Below are 17,591 nucleotides of genomic sequence, written 5' to 3' on the forward strand. Positions count from 1 at the left end.
ATGAGGAAATTTGATATTGCTTCGAGCCAAGCGGGAGCCCCAGAGTCACCGCGAGGAATATGAATCATGGGTGGTAGAGCTGACATCACCGCGGGGAGCGGGCTGCCTTCAAAATTGAAAAAGCCTCCGATGATTTGAGTGATGGGATCGCCGCTGCCGTAGCGGAGTACAAGCTCGTCGCGATTGAAATGTTCCGCAGCGACAGTTTCAATCTTTTCAAAAGGTGAGTGTAGGCCATCCGTGATAACGTGGCCCCTTCCCAACGGCAACAACACCAAATCTCCTTTAGAGACTTTTGTCGGCTCTCCACCGGCTGGTGTCACCCATGCCTCTCCCGTCTTGACGAAGTGAAAGTGGGCTGCTCCTGGTTGGAATTGGAGGCCCCACGGCTTACCGAGGAATGCGGTATACACGAGTTCGCCGCGAAGGCGAATTAATGTAAGCACCTCTGAAAGCACGTCGTTTCGTGCTGTCGACATCCCAAAGTCTTGCGCTGTTCGAGAGGAATCAGTCATGTATTAGAAATTGAGATTCTGCCCTAGTGTAGTCGGCTTAAATAATTTCCAGTGCCAGGCACAACAGAATTCTTTTCGTGTGGATTAGTACCGACGAGTCGGCTTGTGTCGATCAATCTCATAGCTTCTCAGTTGCGTACTGGCCGTTGCTCCTTGTCGATGAGCGCATTGGCTATTGTTGAGAGTTGTGATGCTTGAGGACTGGTTCCTTTAGCTATGGGGCATAGGGCATGAGCAAATTTCGCTGTAGCGGTCTTCGCCTCTCTATGATCTAGAATCAAGCCGTTGGCTTGAGAGGCGCCGTGAGCAAAGTTCTCATCATCGACAGTCAAACGTCTGTCAGCCAGGAGATTGGTGAACTCCTGACCGCTGCCGACCTGCAGCTCGAGTACGCCGCCGGGCATATCGACGCCCTTCACCGACTTCGCTCCCGCGCCTTCAGTGTCATCGTCACCAGCGCCGATAGCTCCATCGAAGAGGCCCTTGCACTGCTTCAGGAGATGCGCATGATTCGGCCTAATCTCAAGTGCATCGTTCTCGCTCCTCAGAGCACACCGAACGAGATTATCGCCGCACTTCGCGCGCGCGTCTTCGGATGCTTTACTCCTCCGTTCGACGTGGACGAGATTGCGTGCGTCGCGCGCAATGCAGCTACCGGCGACCAGTCGAACGAGGACATTGAAGTCCTTTCGGCACGCCCCGGATGGATCGCTGTCCGAGTCAACTGCCGTCTCGCGACTGCTGATCGCCTCATGTCCTTTGCCAGGCAGTTTGCCGCGCAGCTGCCCGAGACCGCACGCCAGGAGATTATGCTGGCGCTTCGCGAGATCCTCATCAACGCGATGGAGCACGGCGCCGCATTCAATCCCGATCAGGTGGTAGAGGTGAACGCGATACGCACCGCCCGCACCATGACCTTTCGGGTACGCGATCCCGGCGCGGGGTTTCGCAAGGAAGCCATTACGCATGCAGTCCATTCCAACTCCCTCGACGATCCGACGGCTCACATTGTGCAGCGTAACCAGGAAGGCATGCGCGCTGGAGGGTATGGCCTTTTGCTCGCCGCCGGGACCGTCGACGAACTGATCTACAACGAACTGGGAAACGAAGTGATCCTCATCAAGTATCTGGACTAGCCGCTAGCGGGCGAGGTGGGTGGGAGTGGTGCCCATAAGCTTGTTTCGAGGCTTGACAGTCCGGCACGGAGAGAGATTCCCGCCATATTCTTCGAAATGACAGCAAAAAGCGAGGGCGACTGTACGCCGACTGTGGCGTTGCATCTGATGGTTTATAGACTGAGAATGCAGATTCCCTTCGGGAACGACAAACAAAAGGCGAGGGCTGCGGCGACTGCGGGGTGTTCTGTGACGGAGGCGACCTATGCAAGGTGAGATCAAGACCGATCGGCGCAGCTTTCTTGCTACCGCGGTAACAACGGCTAGTTCGGCTCTGACGATGGGACTGTGCGCCACGGACGCCCGGGGTCAAGAGACCGCAGCGCAGCCGCACTCCGCAGCCGTGTCTCCTCTCTCTTTCGAGAGCCTCTATGACACGTCCATTCTTGCTACGACGTTGAAGGGCGAGGCGGCTGATCGGCTGGCACTGCGTAGACTGGTGGATGCGTGGTCGCACTGTGCCGACAGGAGACTAGCGGAACAGCAGTCGAACCTGTTTGTCCCGGACGGGTCGATCCTGAACTACGAGGGGGATCCCAACACCCACAAGCCACACTCGACGATAACGGGCAGAGCTGCAATCCGCAGTGCCCTGGCAGTCCTCAATACGTTCACGGTCACCCTGCACCTGAATGGGCAGAGTGAGGTCGCACTCCAAGGCGATCGCGCGATCGGTGAGACGTATTGCCTGGTTCATCAATTCCAGGAGCAGAGCGGGCAACGCAAGTGCCAGACCCTCGGGATCCGGTACTACGATCAGTTCCTTCGTCAGGAAAACCGTTGGTACTTCGTGGAGAGAAAGCTGGTCATCGACTGGTCCGATACTCGCCCCTCCGTTCCGTAAGGGCGATTCGCCTGTAGACCCGCTAGCTTGCTAGATATTGGGTGGGAGTGGTGCCCATAAGCTTTTTGAACATTGCGATGAATGCGCTTGGGCTGTTGTAGCCGATCTCCAAGGCCACATTCGTCACCTTGTCGCCTTCGGCTAGTAACTGGATGGCGCGTACCAGAGTAGCTTGCTGACGCCATCGACCAAAGGTCACACCGGCCTCTTCGAGGAACAGGCGTTCAATGGTTCGCTTGCTGGCACCGGATTCTCTGCAGAGATCCTTGAGCGGTCTTCTCTCGCTCGGATCTGCGAGAGAGAGCTTTGCGACCCGGATGGCTCGCGCATCGGAGGGCATCGGCATCTGTAACGGGACAAGATGAGATCGTTCGAGCTGATCTTTGATGACTCCGATGAGACGTGCATGGGTTGGAGTCTTTCGATAGAGGTGGCCGATGTTGCATGTTTCGAGCAGTAACTCCTTGAGCAGCGGGGAGACGTTGGTGAGGCAGCACCTGCGCCCAAGCTGTTTTATCAGCCTGGGCTTGAGATAGAGCGTCTTCATGACTAATGGGCCCCAGATCTCAATGGAGTGAGCTGTTCCTGCGGGAATCCAGACGGCTCGATGTTGAGGAACGATCCACAATCCTTCTGCGGTGGTTACGGCCATGACACCGGAGATGCCGTAGAGGATCTGGTCCACTTCGTGGAAGTGCTGCGGAATAGTATGGCCGCTTCCGTAGGCGTAGGACAGCGAAGAGATATCTGCGTCTGCAGCGCGGCGTGGGTCAAAGATGGCGATCTGACGCTTTTTCGACATTTGTTGTCAGAGTATCGCAGACGTTTCGGTCGTGAGGTCCTTATGATCAGCTAGTCTGACGACAATACGAACTGAGAAACGAGGGAGAATCCATGATCTCTGAAGGCGAAGTGATGGGCTTTATACCAACGGTGGACGCGGGAAGGGCACGCACCTTTTATGAGGGCGTACTGGGTTTGCAGTTTGTGAGCGACGATGCCTTCGCGCTGGTAGTCCGATCGAAGGAGACTTTTATTCGAATTGCCAAGTTGAAGGAGTTCACCCCTGCTCGTTATACGATTCTGGGTTGGCGTGTGAAGGAGATTGAGAGCGAGGTGCAGGCGTTGACTGGTAGGGGGGTCACTTTCATGCGGTACCCTCCGCTGGTTCAGAGCGAGCTTGGGGTGTGGACCGCGCCGGGCGGAAGCAAGATCGCGTGGTTTCTCGATCCGGATGGAAATGCTCTCTCGCTCTCTGAACACCCGGAGTGAGATTTGGCGTGCATGGAAGCGGCGAGGACGCGGAAGATTTTTATTGGGCGCGGTAAGGGGACAGGCTACAATCCTGCAGCGCCTGAATGCCATCCCGGCGGTTGGGATTGACGCAGAAGAGCGGCGCGGGGAGAGTCGATGAGTGATGCGGTGGTGGTGGATGGGCAGCCGGGGTTGAGCCAGGTAGAGCGGGTGGTGGACACGTTCCTGGCTCCTTCGAAGACGTTTACGGATATTCTGCGGAGCACGAGCTGGTGGCTGCCCTTTCTGCTGGCTGTGGTGGTGTCGATCGGGGTGACGTTCACGATCGACAGGCAGGTTGGGTTCGGGCGGGTGGTGGAGAATGTGATTCTGGATAGCCCGAAGCAGGAGGAGCAGATGCAGAGCCTGCCGGCGGATCAGCGGGCGGCGAGGATGAAGGGTATGTCTGCCGGGTACAAGTACGTCTCGTATGCGACGCCGGTGATTATCCTGCTGATCTCGGCGGTGGGGGCGCTGGTGAACTGGGCGAGCTTCAACTTTGGCCTGGGGGCGAAGACCACGTTTGCTCAGATGTTCGCCGTGTGGATGTATGCGTCGCTGCCTCGGCTGTTGAGTGGGCTGTTGACGATTGTGACGGTTGTGTTTGGCGGAAATGCTGAGAGCTTCAATCTTAAGAACGCGGTGGGGACCAATCCTGCTTACTTTATGCCGGACGCTGCGCCGTGGCTGAAGAGTGCGTTGAGCTTTATAGATGTGATCGGGATTTGGAATCTGATTCTGCTGGTGATTGGGACCTCGATCGTGGCGAAGGTGAGCCGCGGGAAGGCAGCGGCCGTGGTGGTGGGGTGGTGGGTGCTGGTGTTAGTTCTGAGCGTCGCTTCGGCTGCGATCAGCAGCTAGGTGCCTAGGTTTGTCGGTAAGTACGCCCTGCGCGGGCAGCGCCCACTTCGTGGGGTGTATACCGGCTTCGCCAATGGCCTCCCTTTGGTCGGCGGAAGATTTACTTCATTACTGTCAGGGCTGCGTGTGCGGCTCCAGAGACGAGAAGGTGGAGGCGGGCAGGTTGGCGCCGTTGTAGAGGTTGGCCTGGGGGAAGTTGGGCCACGCATAACGGACGTACTGCGGGTTGGGGACGGAGGGGCTGGCGGCGGTGACGGTGTCGCCGCCCGGCTCGTGATCGATGCTGGCGTTGGCGCGGAGGAAGACGCGGTCGGGGCCGGCGACTTCGAAGCCTTCGAGTGCTCCATTTTTTGCGTGGAGGCTGGAGGCGTTGTCGAACCAGAGATGCATGGCGCCCTTGTCGGGGTAGGCGAGACGGAAGAGCGGGCCTGAGTCGACGATGTCTTCGTTGTAGGCGATGCGGCGGGCGAGGAGGGAGAGGCGCTCGCCTACTGCCTGCTTGTTGGCGGGGTGGACGTTGTGCTCGTTGCCGACGTCGATGGTGACAGCCATGCCGGTGTTGACGAGGGCGAGGGTCTTGCGCTGGGCGTCGCGGAGCTCGCCCCAGTTTTCCTTTGGTGTGCTGGCGAAGGCGGAGATCTGGGCGTAGAGGAAGGGGAAGCTGCCCTGCGCCCAGTGGTGGCGCCAGTCCTCGATGAGGGCGGGGAAGAGCTTGTCGTAGAGGCCGACGGTGTTGAGAGCGGAGTTGGTTTCGCCCTGATACCAGATGACGCCTTTGATGGGGAGTGGAGTGAAGGGGGCGATCATGGCGTTGTAGATGGCGGCGGGGCGCCAGGAGTCAGGGTTGGGATGCCAGTCGCGATTGGGAGTGAGGGGCTTGCCTTCGGCACGGAGCTGCTTATCGATGGCATCGAGGCGGATCTCGGTGGCTTCGCGATCCGATTTTTCTGCCTGGGCTCTGAAGACGGGCATGAGAGAGGCGTTGGTGCCGAGGGCGTCCATGCTGGTCCAGGCTTCGGCGGGCGTGCCTCCCCAGGTGGAGTCGATGAGGCCGATGGGGACGTGCTGGTGCTTGTCGGCGAGGGCTTTCTGGAGGTCGCGAGCGAAAAAGTAGGCTACGGCAGAGAAGCCTTTTGCGGAGGCGGGGGTGCAGGCAGACCAGCCGGTGGTGGAGCGGACGTCTTCGCGAGGATAGGCGGCGGAGTCCTTTTCAATCAGCAGGAGGCGGATGTCGGGGTAGTTGGCGGCGGCGATCTCTTTGTCTGCGTTTTCGATCGGGGTGTCGGGGCCAAAGCCCGAGAGAGTGATCTCCATGTTGGACTGGCCGGAGGCGAACCAGAGATCGCCGAGGAGGATGTCGTCGTAGGTGATGGTGTTGGTGGAGTGGACGGTGAGGGTGTAGGGGCCGCCAGCGGGCTGGGCGGGAAGATAGATGCTCCAGCGGCCGGCGGCGTCGGCGGTGGCGGTGTTGGTGAGGTCGTGGAAGGTCGCGGTGATGGACTCGCCGGGGGTGGCGCTGCCCCAGAGGTGGATGGGCATGTCGCGCTGGAGGACCATGTGACTGGAAAAGAGTTTTGGGAGGGAGACTTCGGCTTGAGCGGTGAGGGTGGCGGCGAGAAGGCAGAGGGTGAGGCGAAGCTTCATGCAGGGGTCTCCGACTACTTTTATAACTTGGATGGACGTCGGGTAGTTGACGAGTCTGGGGGCGGGAAGGTTTCGCTTATCTCATTGAAAGCGAGTGGCTGAGAATGCTTTTGGGTGTGGCTTTGGATGCGAAATGCGGGGGCCTCTCCACTGCGCGCTTCACGATGAGGCTGTGAAGCGCTTCGGTCGAGATGACGAATTTCTCGTGGAGGAATAAAGCGAAGAGGCCCGGTTTTCGCCAGGCCTCAAGGGTTTGGATGGATGCGGATCTATTCGGTCCAGCGCTTGAAGACGAGGGAGCCGTTGGTGCCGCCGAAGCCGAAGGAGTTTGAGAGAGCGTAGTCGATCTTCGCGGGCTGGGGCTTGTTTGGAACGTAGTTGAGGCGGCACTGGGGATCGAGCTCGACGATGTTCATGGTGGGAGGCGCGATCTGGTGCTGCATGGCAAGGATGGTGATGCCGGCCTCGAGGCCGCCTGCGCCGCCGAGGAGATGGCCGGTCATGGATTTGGTGGAGCTGACCAGGAGCTTGTGGTTGGTGGCGCGCTCGCCGAAGAGGTTCTCGATGGCCTTGGATTCGAGAGCGTCGCCAAGCGGGGTTGAGGTCGCGTGGGCGTTGACGTAGTCGATCTGGTCGGGCGAGAGGCCTGCGACTTTGAGGGCGTGCTTCATGGAGCGGTAGCAGCCTTCACCTTCGGGAGCCATGCCGGTCATGTGGAAGGCGTCGGCGGAGAGCCCGTAGCCGAGGACTTCGGCGAGGATGTTGGCACCGCGAGCCTTGGCGAACTCGAGCTCTTCGAGGATGAGGATGCCTGCGCCTTCGCCTACGACGAAGCCGTCGCGATCCTTGTCGAAGGGGCGGCTGGCGTGCTGGGGATCGTCATTGCGGGTAGAGAGGGCTCGCATGGCTGCGAATCCGGCTACGCCCAACGGGGTGATGGAGGCTTCTGTGCCGCCGGCGATCATGGCATCGGCATCTCCGCGCTGGATGATGCGGAAGGCGTCGCCGATGGAGTGTGCCGAGGTGGTACAGGCGGTTGCGGTGGCTTCGTTGGGTCCGCGTGCCCCGTACTTGATGGAGACGTGGCCGGCAGCGAGATTAATGATGGAGCCGGGGATGAAGAAGGGAGAAACCTTGCGTGGGCCGCCGCTGAGCAGATTCTGGTGCTCGCGCTCGATGACGTCGAACCCGCCGATGCCGGAGCCGATGTGGACGCCGACCATATCGTGGTTTTCTTCGGTGACTTTGAGACCGGAGTGGGCCATCGCTTCGGCTGCAGCGGCCAGAGCGAAGTGGATGAAGCGGCCCATTTTTCGGGATTCTTTCTTTTCGACAAAGAGGAGAGGATCGAAGTCCTTAACCTCCGCAGCGAAGCGGACTGGATGACCGGTAAGATCGAATGCTTTGATCTCGGCCATACCGCTACGCCCGGCCATGAGACCTTCCCAAACCTCAGGGGCGGTTTTGCCGACCCCGCAGACAAGGCCGAGGCCGGTGACAACTACGCGACGATGCTCCATTGTTTACTTGGCCTTCTGGTTCTTTTCGATATAGTCGACGGCGTCTTTGACGGTCTTGATCTTCTCGGCATCCTCATCGGGGATCTGGATGTCGAATGCTTCTTCGAACTGCATGACGAGCTCGACGACGTCGAGGGAGTCTGCGCCGAGATCTTCCTGGAAGCTTGCGCCCGGTGTGACTTCTGCTTCATCCACCTGAAGCTGCTCGACAATAATCTGCTTTACCTTCTCGTCTACTACTGCCATTTCGTTCTCCTGTTTACGTCTGGAATCTGAAGCCTGAATGTTTTGTCGCTGTGAGGTCGACACGGCCAATCTCAAGCATACTGAGCGCCTCAGTGAGTGTAAAGCAAAGGGGCGAGTCGGTGGCGGCCCGGAGCGGGGAGATTTTCAGTCTTCGTCGCTGGAGGCGGCGAGCAGCGGGGCAACACTGGCAATGTCTTCAAAGCCGATGAGGTTGGATATGGGGGTTCCGGGGTCGATCGAGGAGACGTTCTTAAGAGCTTTGTTGATCGCCCGGGTGCGGACGCCGAGTTTTTGAATGGTGTTCTGAACGGTGCCGACCTGGTCTTCGACCTTCTGCATGAGTCCGCCATAGGTCTCGAACTCTTTTTTAGCGCTGGAGAGGACGCGCCAGACCTCGTCGCCTTTCTTTTGAATGGCGAGCGTGTGAAAGCCCATCTGGAAGCTGGTAAGGATAGCCATGAAGGTGGAGGGTCCGGCGATGGTGACACGGCAACTGGCCTGGATCTCGGATTGGAGACCTGGACGGCGGACGACTTCTGCGTAGAGGTTCTCCGTCGGCAGGAACATGATGGCGTGGGGCATGGTGGTGGGTGGGTCAATGTACTTGTCGCAGATGCGCTTGCCTTCGGCGCGGATGCCACGCTCAAAGGCTCTGCCAGCTGTGGCAATCTCGTCGACTGTTCCAGCTTCATAAGCGTGTTCGAGGCGCTCCCAATCTTCTTTGGGGAATTTGGCGTCGATGGCGAGGAGGGTGTAGCTGTCGGGCCCTGTCTGGCCGTCGCCGGAGGGGAACTTGAGGGCATATTCGACGGATTCAAGGGTTCCCGCTTTGATGCGGGCATTTTTGATGTATTGCTCGGGAGAGAACATCTGCTCGAGCTGCTGGCCGAGTTGGAATTCGCCCACCACGCCACGGGATTTGACGTTCGATAGAACCCTCTTCAGGTCTCCAACACCGGTGGCGAGCTCCTTCATCTCGCCCAGGCCCTTCTGGACTTCGCCGAGATGCGTGGTGACCTGGCCGAAGGATTCGGTCAGCCGGGTTTGCAGGGTGGCGTGGAGTTTTTCATCGACGGTGACGCGCATCTCTTCGAGTTTTGCGGCGTTGGTGGTGTTGAGCTTTTCCAGGCGCTCCTCGACGGTGAAGCGGAGTTTTTCCTGCTGGTCGTTGGCTTCGCCGGAGAGCTCGTTGAGGCGGCTGTGCAGGGCTTCGCGGGCCTCAGTCTGGTTGCGGGTCACCTCACTGATGAAGTAGGTCAGGCGCTGCGCGATGGCTTCCAGATCGCGCTGAACCACGGTGCGAAGTGTTTCGTCGGAGGTCTTGTTATCGCTTCGAAAGGAGTTGAGTTCAGTTTGCTGAAGTCCGCTGAGTTTTGCGATGGTTGCGGTGATCTCGGTGCGCAGGCTGGTGAAGTCTGCCGCTGCTGCCTCGCGGGTACGGCGGCCTTCGTCGGCGGCGTCTGTGCGTAACTGGGCGACTTCGCTTCGGAGGTGACGATCTAGCGCTTCATTGCGAGCGTCAAGGCGGGTCAACTGGTCGGGCAGTTGGGTGAGACGCGCGTCTGGCGTTGGGGGCTGCTGTTTTCGGAGCAGGAGGATTACGACGGCGAGGAGAGTGACGAGATTGAGGATGAGAAGGGCGATGGACATTCGACTTTCCTTCGCCTAAGAATAGCATCTGATTTCGGAGTTGGTATGTGAATTCCAGGGTGGTAAAACCCATTGTGACAGTCTGCTGATGAATATCCGGGTAACCGAAACAGGTCGCCGAGGATTCTGTTGAAATGATTGTGGAGGTAACGGGATGCCGATTACGAACTATAGCGTGCTGGCGGGAAAGCCTACTGCGGGGAAGGTTGTAACCGGATCGAGTACACATTATCAGATCACGATGCAGGCACCGGGTGGGCCGTTTACGGTTGCTGTGAATATTCAATCGGTGGATGGGTCTGAGGTTCTGTATGACATCGTTGAGGAGTTTACGCCGCCGGATTTAGCTGCTCTGACCGCGCTGCCGATGGGGATGACTCCGCTGAAGAGCGTGCCGGGTGGGCTGGCACTCGATTTCGTGCGGAGTACGGTGAACGGCCAGCCGATGATTACGAAGGCGCAGATGACTCTGCTGCCTCAGTCGAAGGCGAACGCGAAGGGCAGTGCAGAGGAGCAGATGGTGCAGCGGGCGCGGGCGAAGGCGCTCGAGAACGCCGTGGTGACGCTGCTAAATATGACGGTCGCCGATAAGGACGGCGTGATCTATGCGTTCGGAAGCTCTTTTGCCGACTCGGGGAAGGTGGATGGGATTCACGATATTCATATGAACCAGGGGAATCCCGTGGGTGGTAAAGGTGGTGGCTTCAGCGGGGATAACGGCGTGTGGCAGGATGGGGCGCTGTTTATTCATCTGCCTTCGGCTGGGACCTGGACTGCAGTGTTTATTGCGTTCCAGACGGAGAGCTGGAGTACGGATTCGGCGGGGAATCCGGTTTAGAGACACTCGTCTGCCGGCGGGACAGATGCTTATGTCCTGCCGGACGGGCCCACTGCGCGTGGGGCGGTCACTTCGTGACTTATGATTGCTTCGCGTGGTCCTCCCGTTGGTCGGTTTTGGAAGGGCCTATGCTTTTTGGTGAGCCTCTAAGATTCGATCGGCGATGGCGGCGGCTTCGACGGCTGCGCGGACATCGTGGGTGCGGAGGAGGTGCGCTCCCGCGAGGACTGCGGCTACGTTGGCGGCGATGGTGGCGTGCAGACGGTCTTCCATGGATGGTGGCGCGCCTTCGAGAAGGATAGCCAGAGACGGGTTTTGAGCGAGGGTGTGAGCGAGGAAGCCCTTGCGGGAGGTGCCTGCGAGGATCGGCAGGTTGAACTGCTGGAGCTGGTCGAGGTGCGCGAGGAGAGGGTAGTTTTCGTCGAGGCGTTTGCCGAAGCCAAAGCCGGGGTCGAGGACGATCTTGTCGCGAGGAATACCTGCGGCGATGGCGGCTTCGAGTCGCTCGGTTAATTCTTTGAGGACGAGGGGAAGGACTGCTTCGGGTGCGAGTGGCGGGAGGTTTGGCCAGTCCTGCGGGCGGCCGCGTGTGTGCATGAGGATGGCTCCACAGCCGGATTGGGCGCAGGTTTTGGACATATCGGGATCCCAGAGGTGACCGCTGACGTCGTTGATGATCTCGGCCCCGGCTTCGATGGCGCGGTGGGCGGTGGTGGCGTGGAAGGTGTCGATGGAGAGGAGGGTGGTGGGTCTTTCTTTGAGGATGGATTCTATGACGGGGAGGATGCGGGACTGCTCTTCGTCGGGACTGAGCGGGGTGGCGTTGGGACGAGTCGATTCGCCGCCGAGGTCGAGGATGTCGGCGCCCTCCTGGAGCATCTTGAGGGCTTGCGCGATGGCTCGCTCGGGAGCGTGCTGGGGGGAGTAGAAGAGGCCGGCGTCGGAGAAGGAGTCGGGCGTGATGTTGAGGACGCCCATGATGATGGTTCGCTCGCCCAGCGCGAGGGTGCGGGTGCGGAGGCGCCAGTCGTGATGCGTGCGGTGGGCGAAGGGCATGAGTCGATTTTAGCTGTGTCCTGCCGGACGGGCTCACTGCGCGTGGAGCGGGCGTTTGCACGCGTTTTTAAAGCTTCGCGTGGCCCTCCCTCCCGTTGGTCGGAGGGAAGATGATTCCGACCATCGGGAGGAGCGATGCTGCTCATCGTGCCTGGACTGCCCTCCGCGCAGGACACACCGTTTCCAAATGCTAGACTGCGCGGATGGTGAGGCTTTCGAGATGGGGCGCGGTTTGTCTGGTGATGTGCGCGCAACTGCTTTGCGCGCAGACGAAGAACGCGGATTTGACGCAGACGATTGCGAAGGTGCTGAGTGAGCCTGCGGTAGCACGGGACCACTGGGGTATTGCAGTGGTGGGGATCGATGGGACGCCGATTTATTCGTTGAACGAGGGGCAGCTCTTTCAGCCGGCGAGCAATGCGAAGTTGTTTACGACCGCGGCGGCGATGGCTTTGCTGGGAGCGAAGACTACGTATCAGACGAAGGTGTTGGGGCGCGGAGTCTTTGGCGATGGCGGCAGGTTGACCGGGCATCTGGTGCTGGTGGGGAGTGGGGATGCAAATCTGTCGGGCCGTATGTTGCCGTATGTTGCGCCAGTGCCTGGGCAGAAGCCCGAGTTGGCTGAGTCGGGACCCCCGCCGCTACGATATCTGGAGGAGATGGCCGATCAGATTGTAGCGACGGGGCTGAAGAGCGTTGAGGGTGATGTGATTGGAGATGACACGGTGTTTCCTTGGGAGCCTTATGGGCAGGATTGGGCGATTGACGATGCGGTTTGGGGATATGGCGCGCCGGTGTCGGCGCTGTCGATTACCGATAACCAGATCAAGGTGACGGTGACGCCGGGAGAGTTGGTGGGTGCGCCTGCAAGTGTGGCGATCGAACCGATGGTGCCTTATTACACGCTGGATGTTGCTGTGACGACGGGAGCGGCGAAGAGCGGCAGCACAGTGCAGATGACGCGGGCGCCTGGATCGAAGGTGCTGCGGATCTATGGAGCGATTGAGTTGCATGGGATGCCGGATGTGGAGGAGATTGCGATCCAGGATCCTGCAGAGTATGCGGCGATCGCGTTGAAGGGAATGTTGGAGGCTCGGGGGATTCGAGTGGGTGGCATTGCGAAGGCGAGGCATCGGGTGCTGATGGATACGGAGAGCTTCAGTCGCGAGTCGGGCGTTGTGGCGGATGCTGGTGCGAAAGCAGGGTCGCCGCAGCAAAGGATTGAGCCGCCGGATGATGCGGAGTTCGGCGTCGCGGTTACTGGTGAAGAGAGGACGCTTGCAACGCATGCTTCGGTACCACTCTCGGAAGATGTGGTGGTGACGAATAAGGTGAGCCAGAATCTGCACGCGGAGCTAATGCTTCGACAGTTGGGAGCGGCGCGTGGAAGAGATGGGACGATTGCGCAGGGGGCGCTGGTGGTGCGGCAGTTTCTGGTGAGTGCGGGGATTGATAAGGATGATTTTGTGTTCTTCGATGGGTCGGGGTTGAGTGGGCATGACCTGGTGACTCCTCGTGCGACTGCGCGGCTATTGCAGTATGCGAGCGGACAGCCGTGGTTTGCGGAGTGGAAGAGCAGCCTGCCGGTGGGTGGAGTGGATGGATCGTTGGAGGGGCGGTTTGCGAAGGGCCCGCTGAAGGGCAAGGTGTTTGCGAAGACGGGGACGCTGGGAGAGGCGCGGGCTTTGAGCGGGTATGTGGAGTGCGCGAGCGGACGGACGGTGATCTTTTCGGTGATGGTGGGGAATCATCTGCCGCAGACGCATGCGGACCGCGAGGCGATGGACAGGATCGTGGAGGCGGTCGCTACGGCGAACTGATTTCGGTGGCGGATGAGAGAATGAGAGGATGATTCGGGTCTTTTCATTTCTGCTTCTGGTGGGATTGCTGGTGGGATGCAAGTCGGTGGCGCCGCCTACTCCGTTGGCGGATTTGAATGCGCAGCAGATGCATGGGCATGCGGTGTATCAGGTGCACTGTGCGCAGTGCCACTACGACCGCAAGAACAATGCGCTGCATGGGCCGGCGCTGCTTGGGGTGTTCAAGAAGCCGTACCTGCCGAGCGGCGCTCCGGCGAACGAGGAACGCGTAACGGCGACGATTGTGCATGGACACAATCTCATGCCGGCGCTGGGGAATACGCTGGATCAGCAGGATACGGATGACCTGTTGGCGTATCTGCATACTCTATGAGCGAGAACGCAGAGGTGAAGAAGCTGGAGGCGCGGGCGCAGGGGATGCTGCCCGGCGTGGCGGGAATCTGCCTGTTTATGCTGGTCGTATCGCTAGTTGGAGTTGTTGGAGTGTTGAATGGACAGTTTCCTGGGCCAGGTGCGCGTTATGGCGTTTTACCTGTATGCACGATGATTGTGGTGGGCGTCTTTGGATTGTTGCGTCTTAAAAGATGGGGCTGGGCATTGGTCCTGGGAGGCACGCTAATGCTGTCTCTTGGCTACATCTTCATGTCGCGGGTAACTCATAACTCGGGATTGTTAGTGATGGCAGGGTTAGCTTTGTGTTTCTTTCTTTACCTGGTGCGGACGGAAGTACGGGATCGGCTGCGATGAGCTGGTGGCTTCGGCATATCGGGTGGTGGCCGCCGCTGTTTGGGACGGGGATCAAGGTGACGCGGCTGGATAAGGATCTGCGGGCGATCGATGTGGCGATGCCGCTGCGGCCGTGGAATCGCAACTATGTGGGAGTGCAGTTTGGCGGATCGCTGTTTGCGCTGACGGATCCGTTTTACATGATTATGCTGGCTACCAATCTGGGGCCGAAGTATGTGGTCTGGGATAAAGCGGCTTCGATAAAGTACAAAAAGCCTGGATTGGGGCGGGTTCGCGCGGAGTTTCGTTTGACGGCGGAGCGTCTGGGGGAGATTCGGGAGACGGTGGATCGTGAGGGGCGGACGGATGTGCGGTTTGTGGTGGAGGTGAAGGACGATGACGGCGGGGTGGTGGCGGAGGTGGAGCGGGTGATCTACTGTGCGACGAAGATCGCGCATGAGGAGCGAAAAAAATTACGGGCTGGTGTGGGGTAAGGTTTTTTGCGGATTTGCTGATGTTTTTGAAGGGGTTTCTGAGTAAAACGTCTGTTTGCGCGTGGTGTTTTGATGGTGAAGAGGTGGTGGCTCGCGTGGCTGGGCGTGGTGTTTCGCCGCGTGTTTTGAGAGGGGCAAAGATACGCCACGGGATCACGATTTATTTCGGTTGGACCATGGTAGCTTGCTTGGTGGGTAAAACTGCAGACTCAGATTCTCTTCGGGAATGACAAAAAAAGAAGCGAAAGCGACTCTACATCCATTGCGTTGGATTAGCATGGTGGGCATGTTGACACGAAGAGATTTTGGATTGGCTGCGGGAGCGATGCTGGCGGCGCCGTCGGTTGCGCTGCGCGGGATGCAGGCGGAGCAGGGGCCGCAGTTTTCGGTGATGATGTGGGCGCTGAACAAGCGGGGCAGCTTCGAGGAGAACCTGCAGCGGGTGTCGGAGGCGGGCTATCGGCATGTGGAGCTGGTGGGAGAGTTTCTGAAGTGGTCCGAGGAGGACTGGCGGCGCATTCTGGCCCGTATGCAGGAGCTGAAGATCACGGTAGATGCGACGTCGGGGGTGGCGGCTGGGTTTGCCAATCCTGCGGGCGGGGATGCGTTTGTTGCGGAGTTGAAGAGCTTTGTTCCGAAGGCGCAGCGACTGGGGTGCGGGCAGATTATTTTGCTGTCAGGCAAGCGGGTGGAAGGCACCGCAGCGGGAGTGCAGAGGGACGCCTCGATTGCAACGTTGAAGCGAGCGGCGGAGGTTCTGGGTGCGGCGGGGATAGTCGGGGTGATTGAACCGATTGATAGATTGGAGAATCCGCCGATCTACCTGGATGGGGTGACGGAGGCGTTTGAGATTGTGCGGGCGGTGGGGAGTCCGCAGGTGAAGGTGCTGTACGACCTTTATCACGAGCAGCGCGGGCTGGGGAATCTGATGGAGAAGCTGGAGAAGAACCTTGATGAGGTTGGACTGATCCACGTGGCGGACGTTCCGGGGCGGCATGAGCCGGGGACTGGCGAGATCAACTACGGCAATATCTACAAGAAGCTGGGGGAGCTGCACTACAAGGGTGTGATCGCGATGGAGTTTTATCCGACGGGCGATGTGGTGGAGACACTGCGGCGGGCGCGGGAAGAGGCAGTGCGGGCTATGGCTTAGCTGCGTAGCGTGTGGCTGCTTGCGAAGGTCTTGTGAGTACAGCGAGGGTCGGACGATTGCTCAAGTGCTATAGCAATTTGCCTGATGGTGCGGAGACTGCAACCGCAGATTCCCTCGCTGCGGTACTGAATGACAACAAAAGAGTAAGCAACTACAACTACAAGTGCAACGGCAAAATACGGGGGGTCTCTCTGCTGCTCAACTCACGATGAGGCCGTGAGCTGCTTCGGTCGAGATGACGGATTTATGGATTATCGAAGGGATAAAACAAAAATAATTGCAACTGCAGATTCCTAGCTGCAGTGCGGAATGACAGTTATGGCGATTTGCCTGATGGTGAAGAAACTGCAAAAGCAGATTGCCTTCGGGAATGACAAACAAAGAAGCGAAAACGACTCTGCACGAATTGCGGCACCTGCGGCTGTGGTGTCGTCGCTGCGCGAGAGAAGAGGGCTTTGGATTGTCCGCTGTTTACTTGCTTGACTGCTGGCGTCCCATCGCCACCTGCCCTGGGCCTGTGGTAGCGGTTGGCTGCGTGGCTGCGATAGGGACACAGGGACGTGGTGCGGCTGCCTGTCCAGGCAATACGGTTGCGCCTGGCATTCTCATCTGTCCTGTGGGGCATGCCTGCATAAGTGGCTCCGGACGTAGATCGACGGGCAGGGGCGGAGCTTCGACGGCGCCCTTCAAGTCTTCGTTCTGCTTTGAGCCCGGCCAGGCGTAGGGAGCTACCCGGATGGGTCCGTAGCCCATCACGGGGAATTTCGTTGGCACGGAGAAGCTCTTGTCTACTCGGACGAAGGCCGACTCCGGCACCTTGCTCAAGAGGCGCTGGTCCGAGGTCAACTGCACGATATGCTCGCCGACTGTAACGGTAAGTGTCTTGTCGTCGAAGGCCTTCTTCTGTTCGACTGCGCCGGGAAAGGAGGCGTTGGAGACGACAGTGATGCCGATACCGGGGATGTAGAAGTAGACGTACTTCAGATCTTTGATCTCATAGTTCAGCGCGGCTTTGCCGGTCATGCCATCGATGGTAAGTGTTCCGCGGGTGATGGAGACGGAGACGGTCTTTGGCGGCTTCTCTTTGGAGGGGTGGAGCTTCTTTCCGTTCTCGTCGTAGCCAAGGTTGTCTTTGGTCTGCATGACGGGTTTGCCGTGCTCGTCGAAGAAGGGGTGGCCGAACTTGTCGCGCTGCTGCTTGATGGGCGGGTTGAACATGAGTTTGCCGTCCGGATCCTGGCGCTGGTTGCCTTCTTCGTCGAGCATCGGGGCTGGGGGCAACTCGACCAGAGTCGTGGGGCCGGTGTACTCCTGCTTTCCTTTTTTCCCCTTTGCGAGGGACGCAGGTTGCAAGGCGGGAGAGGAGGGTGCGGCCTTTGGATCTAAGATCGAATGATCGGTTGCGGCGATATCTGCGGGCTGCGATGTGGGCTGGGCGGCGTCCGTGGTTTGAGCTGAGAGAACGGCCTGTGGGGTTGAAGAGGCGGCTCCATTTTCCTGTGCCAGAGCACGCGCAGTTACGGTGAGTGCCATGGCAATGGCAAGTATTCCAGAGAGTGATTCAGTCGTTGTGCGAGCCATGAGTTGATCCTCTGCCTTTCTCAGTCGTGCAGCGTTGGACCGCATTCGGTCTCAAGAGTCGCTATTCAGGGAGGATAGTCTTGATCTGTAACCCATCCGATAGCTTTCTCTGATTACCTGCTACAACTTTGGTGCAACGTCGAATCCGGTTGTGCACTGGGAGATGAGGAATCGG

18 protein-coding genes are annotated in these 17,591 nt (G+C 59.0%); 10 read left to right on the forward strand and 8 right to left on the reverse strand.

The window, feature by feature from the left end:
• On the reverse strand, positions 1 to 515 hold a 515-nt coding region (locus tag GSQ94_RS05110; RefSeq protein WP_174240887.1), incomplete at its 3' end, for a cupin domain-containing protein.
• 302 nt (positions 516 to 817) lie between these two features.
• On the opposite strand from GSQ94_RS05110, the gene GSQ94_RS05115 reads away from it, so the two are divergent.
• Positions 818 to 1,651: an ATP-binding protein gene (locus GSQ94_RS05115; RefSeq protein WP_158942226.1), complete on the forward strand. Its 834-nt coding sequence runs from the start codon at positions 818 to 820 to the stop codon at positions 1,649 to 1,651.
• A gap of 244 nt (positions 1,652 to 1,895) precedes the next feature.
• Positions 1,896 to 2,534 (forward strand): nuclear transport factor 2 family protein, encoded by a 639-nt coding sequence (locus GSQ94_RS05120; protein WP_158942227.1) that lies wholly within the window; start codon positions 1,896 to 1,898, stop codon positions 2,532 to 2,534.
• 22 nt (positions 2,535 to 2,556) lie between these two features.
• On the opposite strand, the gene GSQ94_RS05125 is transcribed toward GSQ94_RS05120, so the two are convergent.
• Entirely contained in the window at positions 2,557 to 3,336 is a 780-nt protein-coding gene (locus tag GSQ94_RS05125) for a helix-turn-helix domain-containing protein (RefSeq protein ID WP_158942228.1), read from the reverse strand.
• Positions 3,337 to 3,428: 92 nt separating this feature from the next.
• Between GSQ94_RS05125 and GSQ94_RS05130 the strand changes: the two genes are divergently transcribed.
• Together GSQ94_RS05130 and GSQ94_RS05135 are read left to right on the forward strand one after the other, a co-directional pair.
• A complete protein-coding gene (locus GSQ94_RS05130; RefSeq protein WP_158942229.1) occupies positions 3,429 to 3,806 on the forward strand; it encodes a VOC family protein in 378 nt (125 codons plus the stop codon).
• Between the two features lie 138 nt (positions 3,807 to 3,944).
• Entirely contained in the window at positions 3,945 to 4,688 is a 744-nt protein-coding gene (locus GSQ94_RS05135; protein ID WP_158942230.1) for a YIP1 family protein, read from the forward strand.
• Positions 4,689 to 4,802: 114 nt separating this feature from the next.
• On the opposite strand, the gene GSQ94_RS05140 is transcribed toward GSQ94_RS05135, so the two are convergent.
• The 4 genes from GSQ94_RS05140 to rmuC form a co-directional block, all read right to left on the reverse strand.
• Positions 4,803 to 6,332 (reverse strand): sialate O-acetylesterase, encoded by a 1,530-nt coding sequence (locus GSQ94_RS05140; protein WP_158942231.1) that lies wholly within the window; start codon positions 6,330 to 6,332, stop codon positions 4,803 to 4,805.
• 269 nt (positions 6,333 to 6,601) lie between these two features.
• Positions 6,602 to 7,852 (reverse strand): beta-ketoacyl-ACP synthase II, encoded by a 1,251-nt coding sequence (gene fabF / locus GSQ94_RS05145; protein ID WP_158942232.1) that lies wholly within the window; start codon positions 7,850 to 7,852, stop codon positions 6,602 to 6,604.
• 3 nt (positions 7,853 to 7,855) lie between these two features.
• Complete coding sequence (locus tag GSQ94_RS05150) at positions 7,856 to 8,098, reverse strand: acyl carrier protein (RefSeq protein WP_158942233.1); 243 nt, start codon at positions 8,096 to 8,098, stop codon at positions 7,856 to 7,858.
• 144 nt (positions 8,099 to 8,242) lie between these two features.
• A complete protein-coding gene (gene rmuC, locus GSQ94_RS05155; RefSeq protein ID WP_158942234.1) occupies positions 8,243 to 9,748 on the reverse strand; it encodes a DNA recombination protein RmuC in 1,506 nt (501 codons plus the stop codon).
• Positions 9,749 to 9,902: 154 nt separating this feature from the next.
• Here rmuC and GSQ94_RS05160 point away from each other — a divergent pair, with 154 nt between their 5' ends.
• Entirely contained in the window at positions 9,903 to 10,586 is a 684-nt protein-coding gene (locus GSQ94_RS05160) for a YukJ family protein (protein WP_158942235.1), read from the forward strand.
• A 126-nt stretch (positions 10,587 to 10,712) separates the two neighbouring features.
• On the opposite strand, the gene folP is transcribed toward GSQ94_RS05160, so the two are convergent.
• Positions 10,713 to 11,642, reverse strand: coding sequence for a dihydropteroate synthase (folP, locus tag GSQ94_RS05165; protein ID WP_254063661.1), 930 nt, complete (start codon positions 11,640 to 11,642; stop codon positions 10,713 to 10,715).
• 284 nt (positions 11,643 to 11,926) lie between these two features.
• Between folP and dacB the strand changes: the two genes are divergently transcribed.
• The 5 genes from dacB (at position 11,927) to GSQ94_RS05190 (ending at position 15,835) form a co-directional block, all read left to right on the forward strand.
• Positions 11,927 to 13,462 (forward strand): D-alanyl-D-alanine carboxypeptidase/D-alanyl-D-alanine-endopeptidase, encoded by a 1,536-nt coding sequence (gene dacB / locus GSQ94_RS05170; protein WP_254063662.1) that lies wholly within the window; start codon positions 11,927 to 11,929, stop codon positions 13,460 to 13,462.
• 28 nt (positions 13,463 to 13,490) lie between these two features.
• Positions 13,491 to 13,835, forward strand: a complete 345-nt coding sequence (locus tag GSQ94_RS05175; RefSeq protein WP_158942237.1) for a cytochrome c — start codon at positions 13,491 to 13,493, stop codon at positions 13,833 to 13,835.
• Positions 13,832 to 14,209 (forward strand): hypothetical protein, encoded by a 378-nt coding sequence (locus tag GSQ94_RS05180; RefSeq protein WP_158942238.1) that lies wholly within the window; start codon positions 13,832 to 13,834, stop codon positions 14,207 to 14,209. Before GSQ94_RS05175 ends, GSQ94_RS05180 begins: the two co-directional genes overlap by 4 nt.
• Positions 14,206 to 14,682 (forward strand): DUF4442 domain-containing protein, encoded by a 477-nt coding sequence (locus tag GSQ94_RS05185; RefSeq protein ID WP_158942239.1) that lies wholly within the window; start codon positions 14,206 to 14,208, stop codon positions 14,680 to 14,682. The genes GSQ94_RS05180 and GSQ94_RS05185 overlap by 4 nt, the downstream gene beginning before the upstream one ends.
• A 286-nt stretch (positions 14,683 to 14,968) precedes the next feature.
• Positions 14,969 to 15,835 (forward strand): TIM barrel protein, encoded by an 867-nt coding sequence (locus tag GSQ94_RS05190; protein WP_158942240.1) that lies wholly within the window; start codon positions 14,969 to 14,971, stop codon positions 15,833 to 15,835.
• A gap of 471 nt (positions 15,836 to 16,306) precedes the next feature.
• Here the strand turns inward: GSQ94_RS05190 and GSQ94_RS05195 are convergent, their stop codons facing one another.
• Positions 16,307 to 17,416, reverse strand: coding sequence for a hypothetical protein (locus GSQ94_RS05195; RefSeq protein ID WP_158942241.1), 1,110 nt, complete (start codon positions 17,414 to 17,416; stop codon positions 16,307 to 16,309).
• Between the last annotated feature and the right edge of the window lie 175 nt (positions 17,417 to 17,591).

The organism is Granulicella sp. S190 (assembly GCF_009766095.1).
Lineage (GTDB): Bacteria > Acidobacteriota > Terriglobia > Terriglobales > Acidobacteriaceae > Edaphobacter.

Excerpts from the sequence above, each read along its gene's own strand:
- GSQ94_RS05130 (WP_158942229.1), top strand. The coding sequence starts at position 3,429 with ATGATCTCTGAAGGCGAAGTGATGGGCTTTATACCAACGGTGGACGCG.
- rmuC (WP_158942234.1), bottom strand. The coding sequence starts at position 9,748 with ATGTCCATCGCCCTTCTCATCCTCAATCTCGTCACTCTCCTCGCCGTC.
- GSQ94_RS05135 (WP_158942230.1), top strand. The coding sequence starts at position 3,945 with ATGAGTGATGCGGTGGTGGTGGATGGGCAGCCGGGGTTGAGCCAGGTA.
- GSQ94_RS05180 (WP_158942238.1), top strand. The coding sequence starts at position 13,832 with ATGAGCGAGAACGCAGAGGTGAAGAAGCTGGAGGCGCGGGCGCAGGGG.
- GSQ94_RS05140 (WP_158942231.1), bottom strand. The coding sequence starts at position 6,332 with ATGAAGCTTCGCCTCACCCTCTGCCTTCTCGCCGCCACCCTCACCGCT.
- GSQ94_RS05160 (WP_158942235.1), top strand. The coding sequence starts at position 9,903 with ATGCCGATTACGAACTATAGCGTGCTGGCGGGAAAGCCTACTGCGGGG.
- fabF (WP_158942232.1), bottom strand. The coding sequence starts at position 7,852 with ATGGAGCATCGTCGCGTAGTTGTCACCGGCCTCGGCCTTGTCTGCGGG.
- folP (WP_254063661.1), bottom strand. The coding sequence starts at position 11,642 with ATGCCCTTCGCCCACCGCACGCATCACGACTGGCGCCTCCGCACCCGC.
- GSQ94_RS05175 (WP_158942237.1), top strand. The coding sequence starts at position 13,491 with ATGATTCGGGTCTTTTCATTTCTGCTTCTGGTGGGATTGCTGGTGGGA.
- GSQ94_RS05150 (WP_158942233.1), bottom strand. The coding sequence starts at position 8,098 with ATGGCAGTAGTAGACGAGAAGGTAAAGCAGATTATTGTCGAGCAGCTT.
- GSQ94_RS05195 (WP_158942241.1), bottom strand. The coding sequence starts at position 17,416 with ATGGCTCGCACAACGACTGAATCACTCTCTGGAATACTTGCCATTGCC.
- GSQ94_RS05125 (WP_158942228.1), bottom strand. The coding sequence starts at position 3,336 with ATGTCGAAAAAGCGTCAGATCGCCATCTTTGACCCACGCCGCGCTGCA.
- GSQ94_RS05185 (WP_158942239.1), top strand. The coding sequence starts at position 14,206 with ATGAGCTGGTGGCTTCGGCATATCGGGTGGTGGCCGCCGCTGTTTGGG.
- GSQ94_RS05190 (WP_158942240.1), top strand. The coding sequence starts at position 14,969 with ATGTTGACACGAAGAGATTTTGGATTGGCTGCGGGAGCGATGCTGGCG.
- GSQ94_RS05120 (WP_158942227.1), top strand. The coding sequence starts at position 1,896 with ATGCAAGGTGAGATCAAGACCGATCGGCGCAGCTTTCTTGCTACCGCG.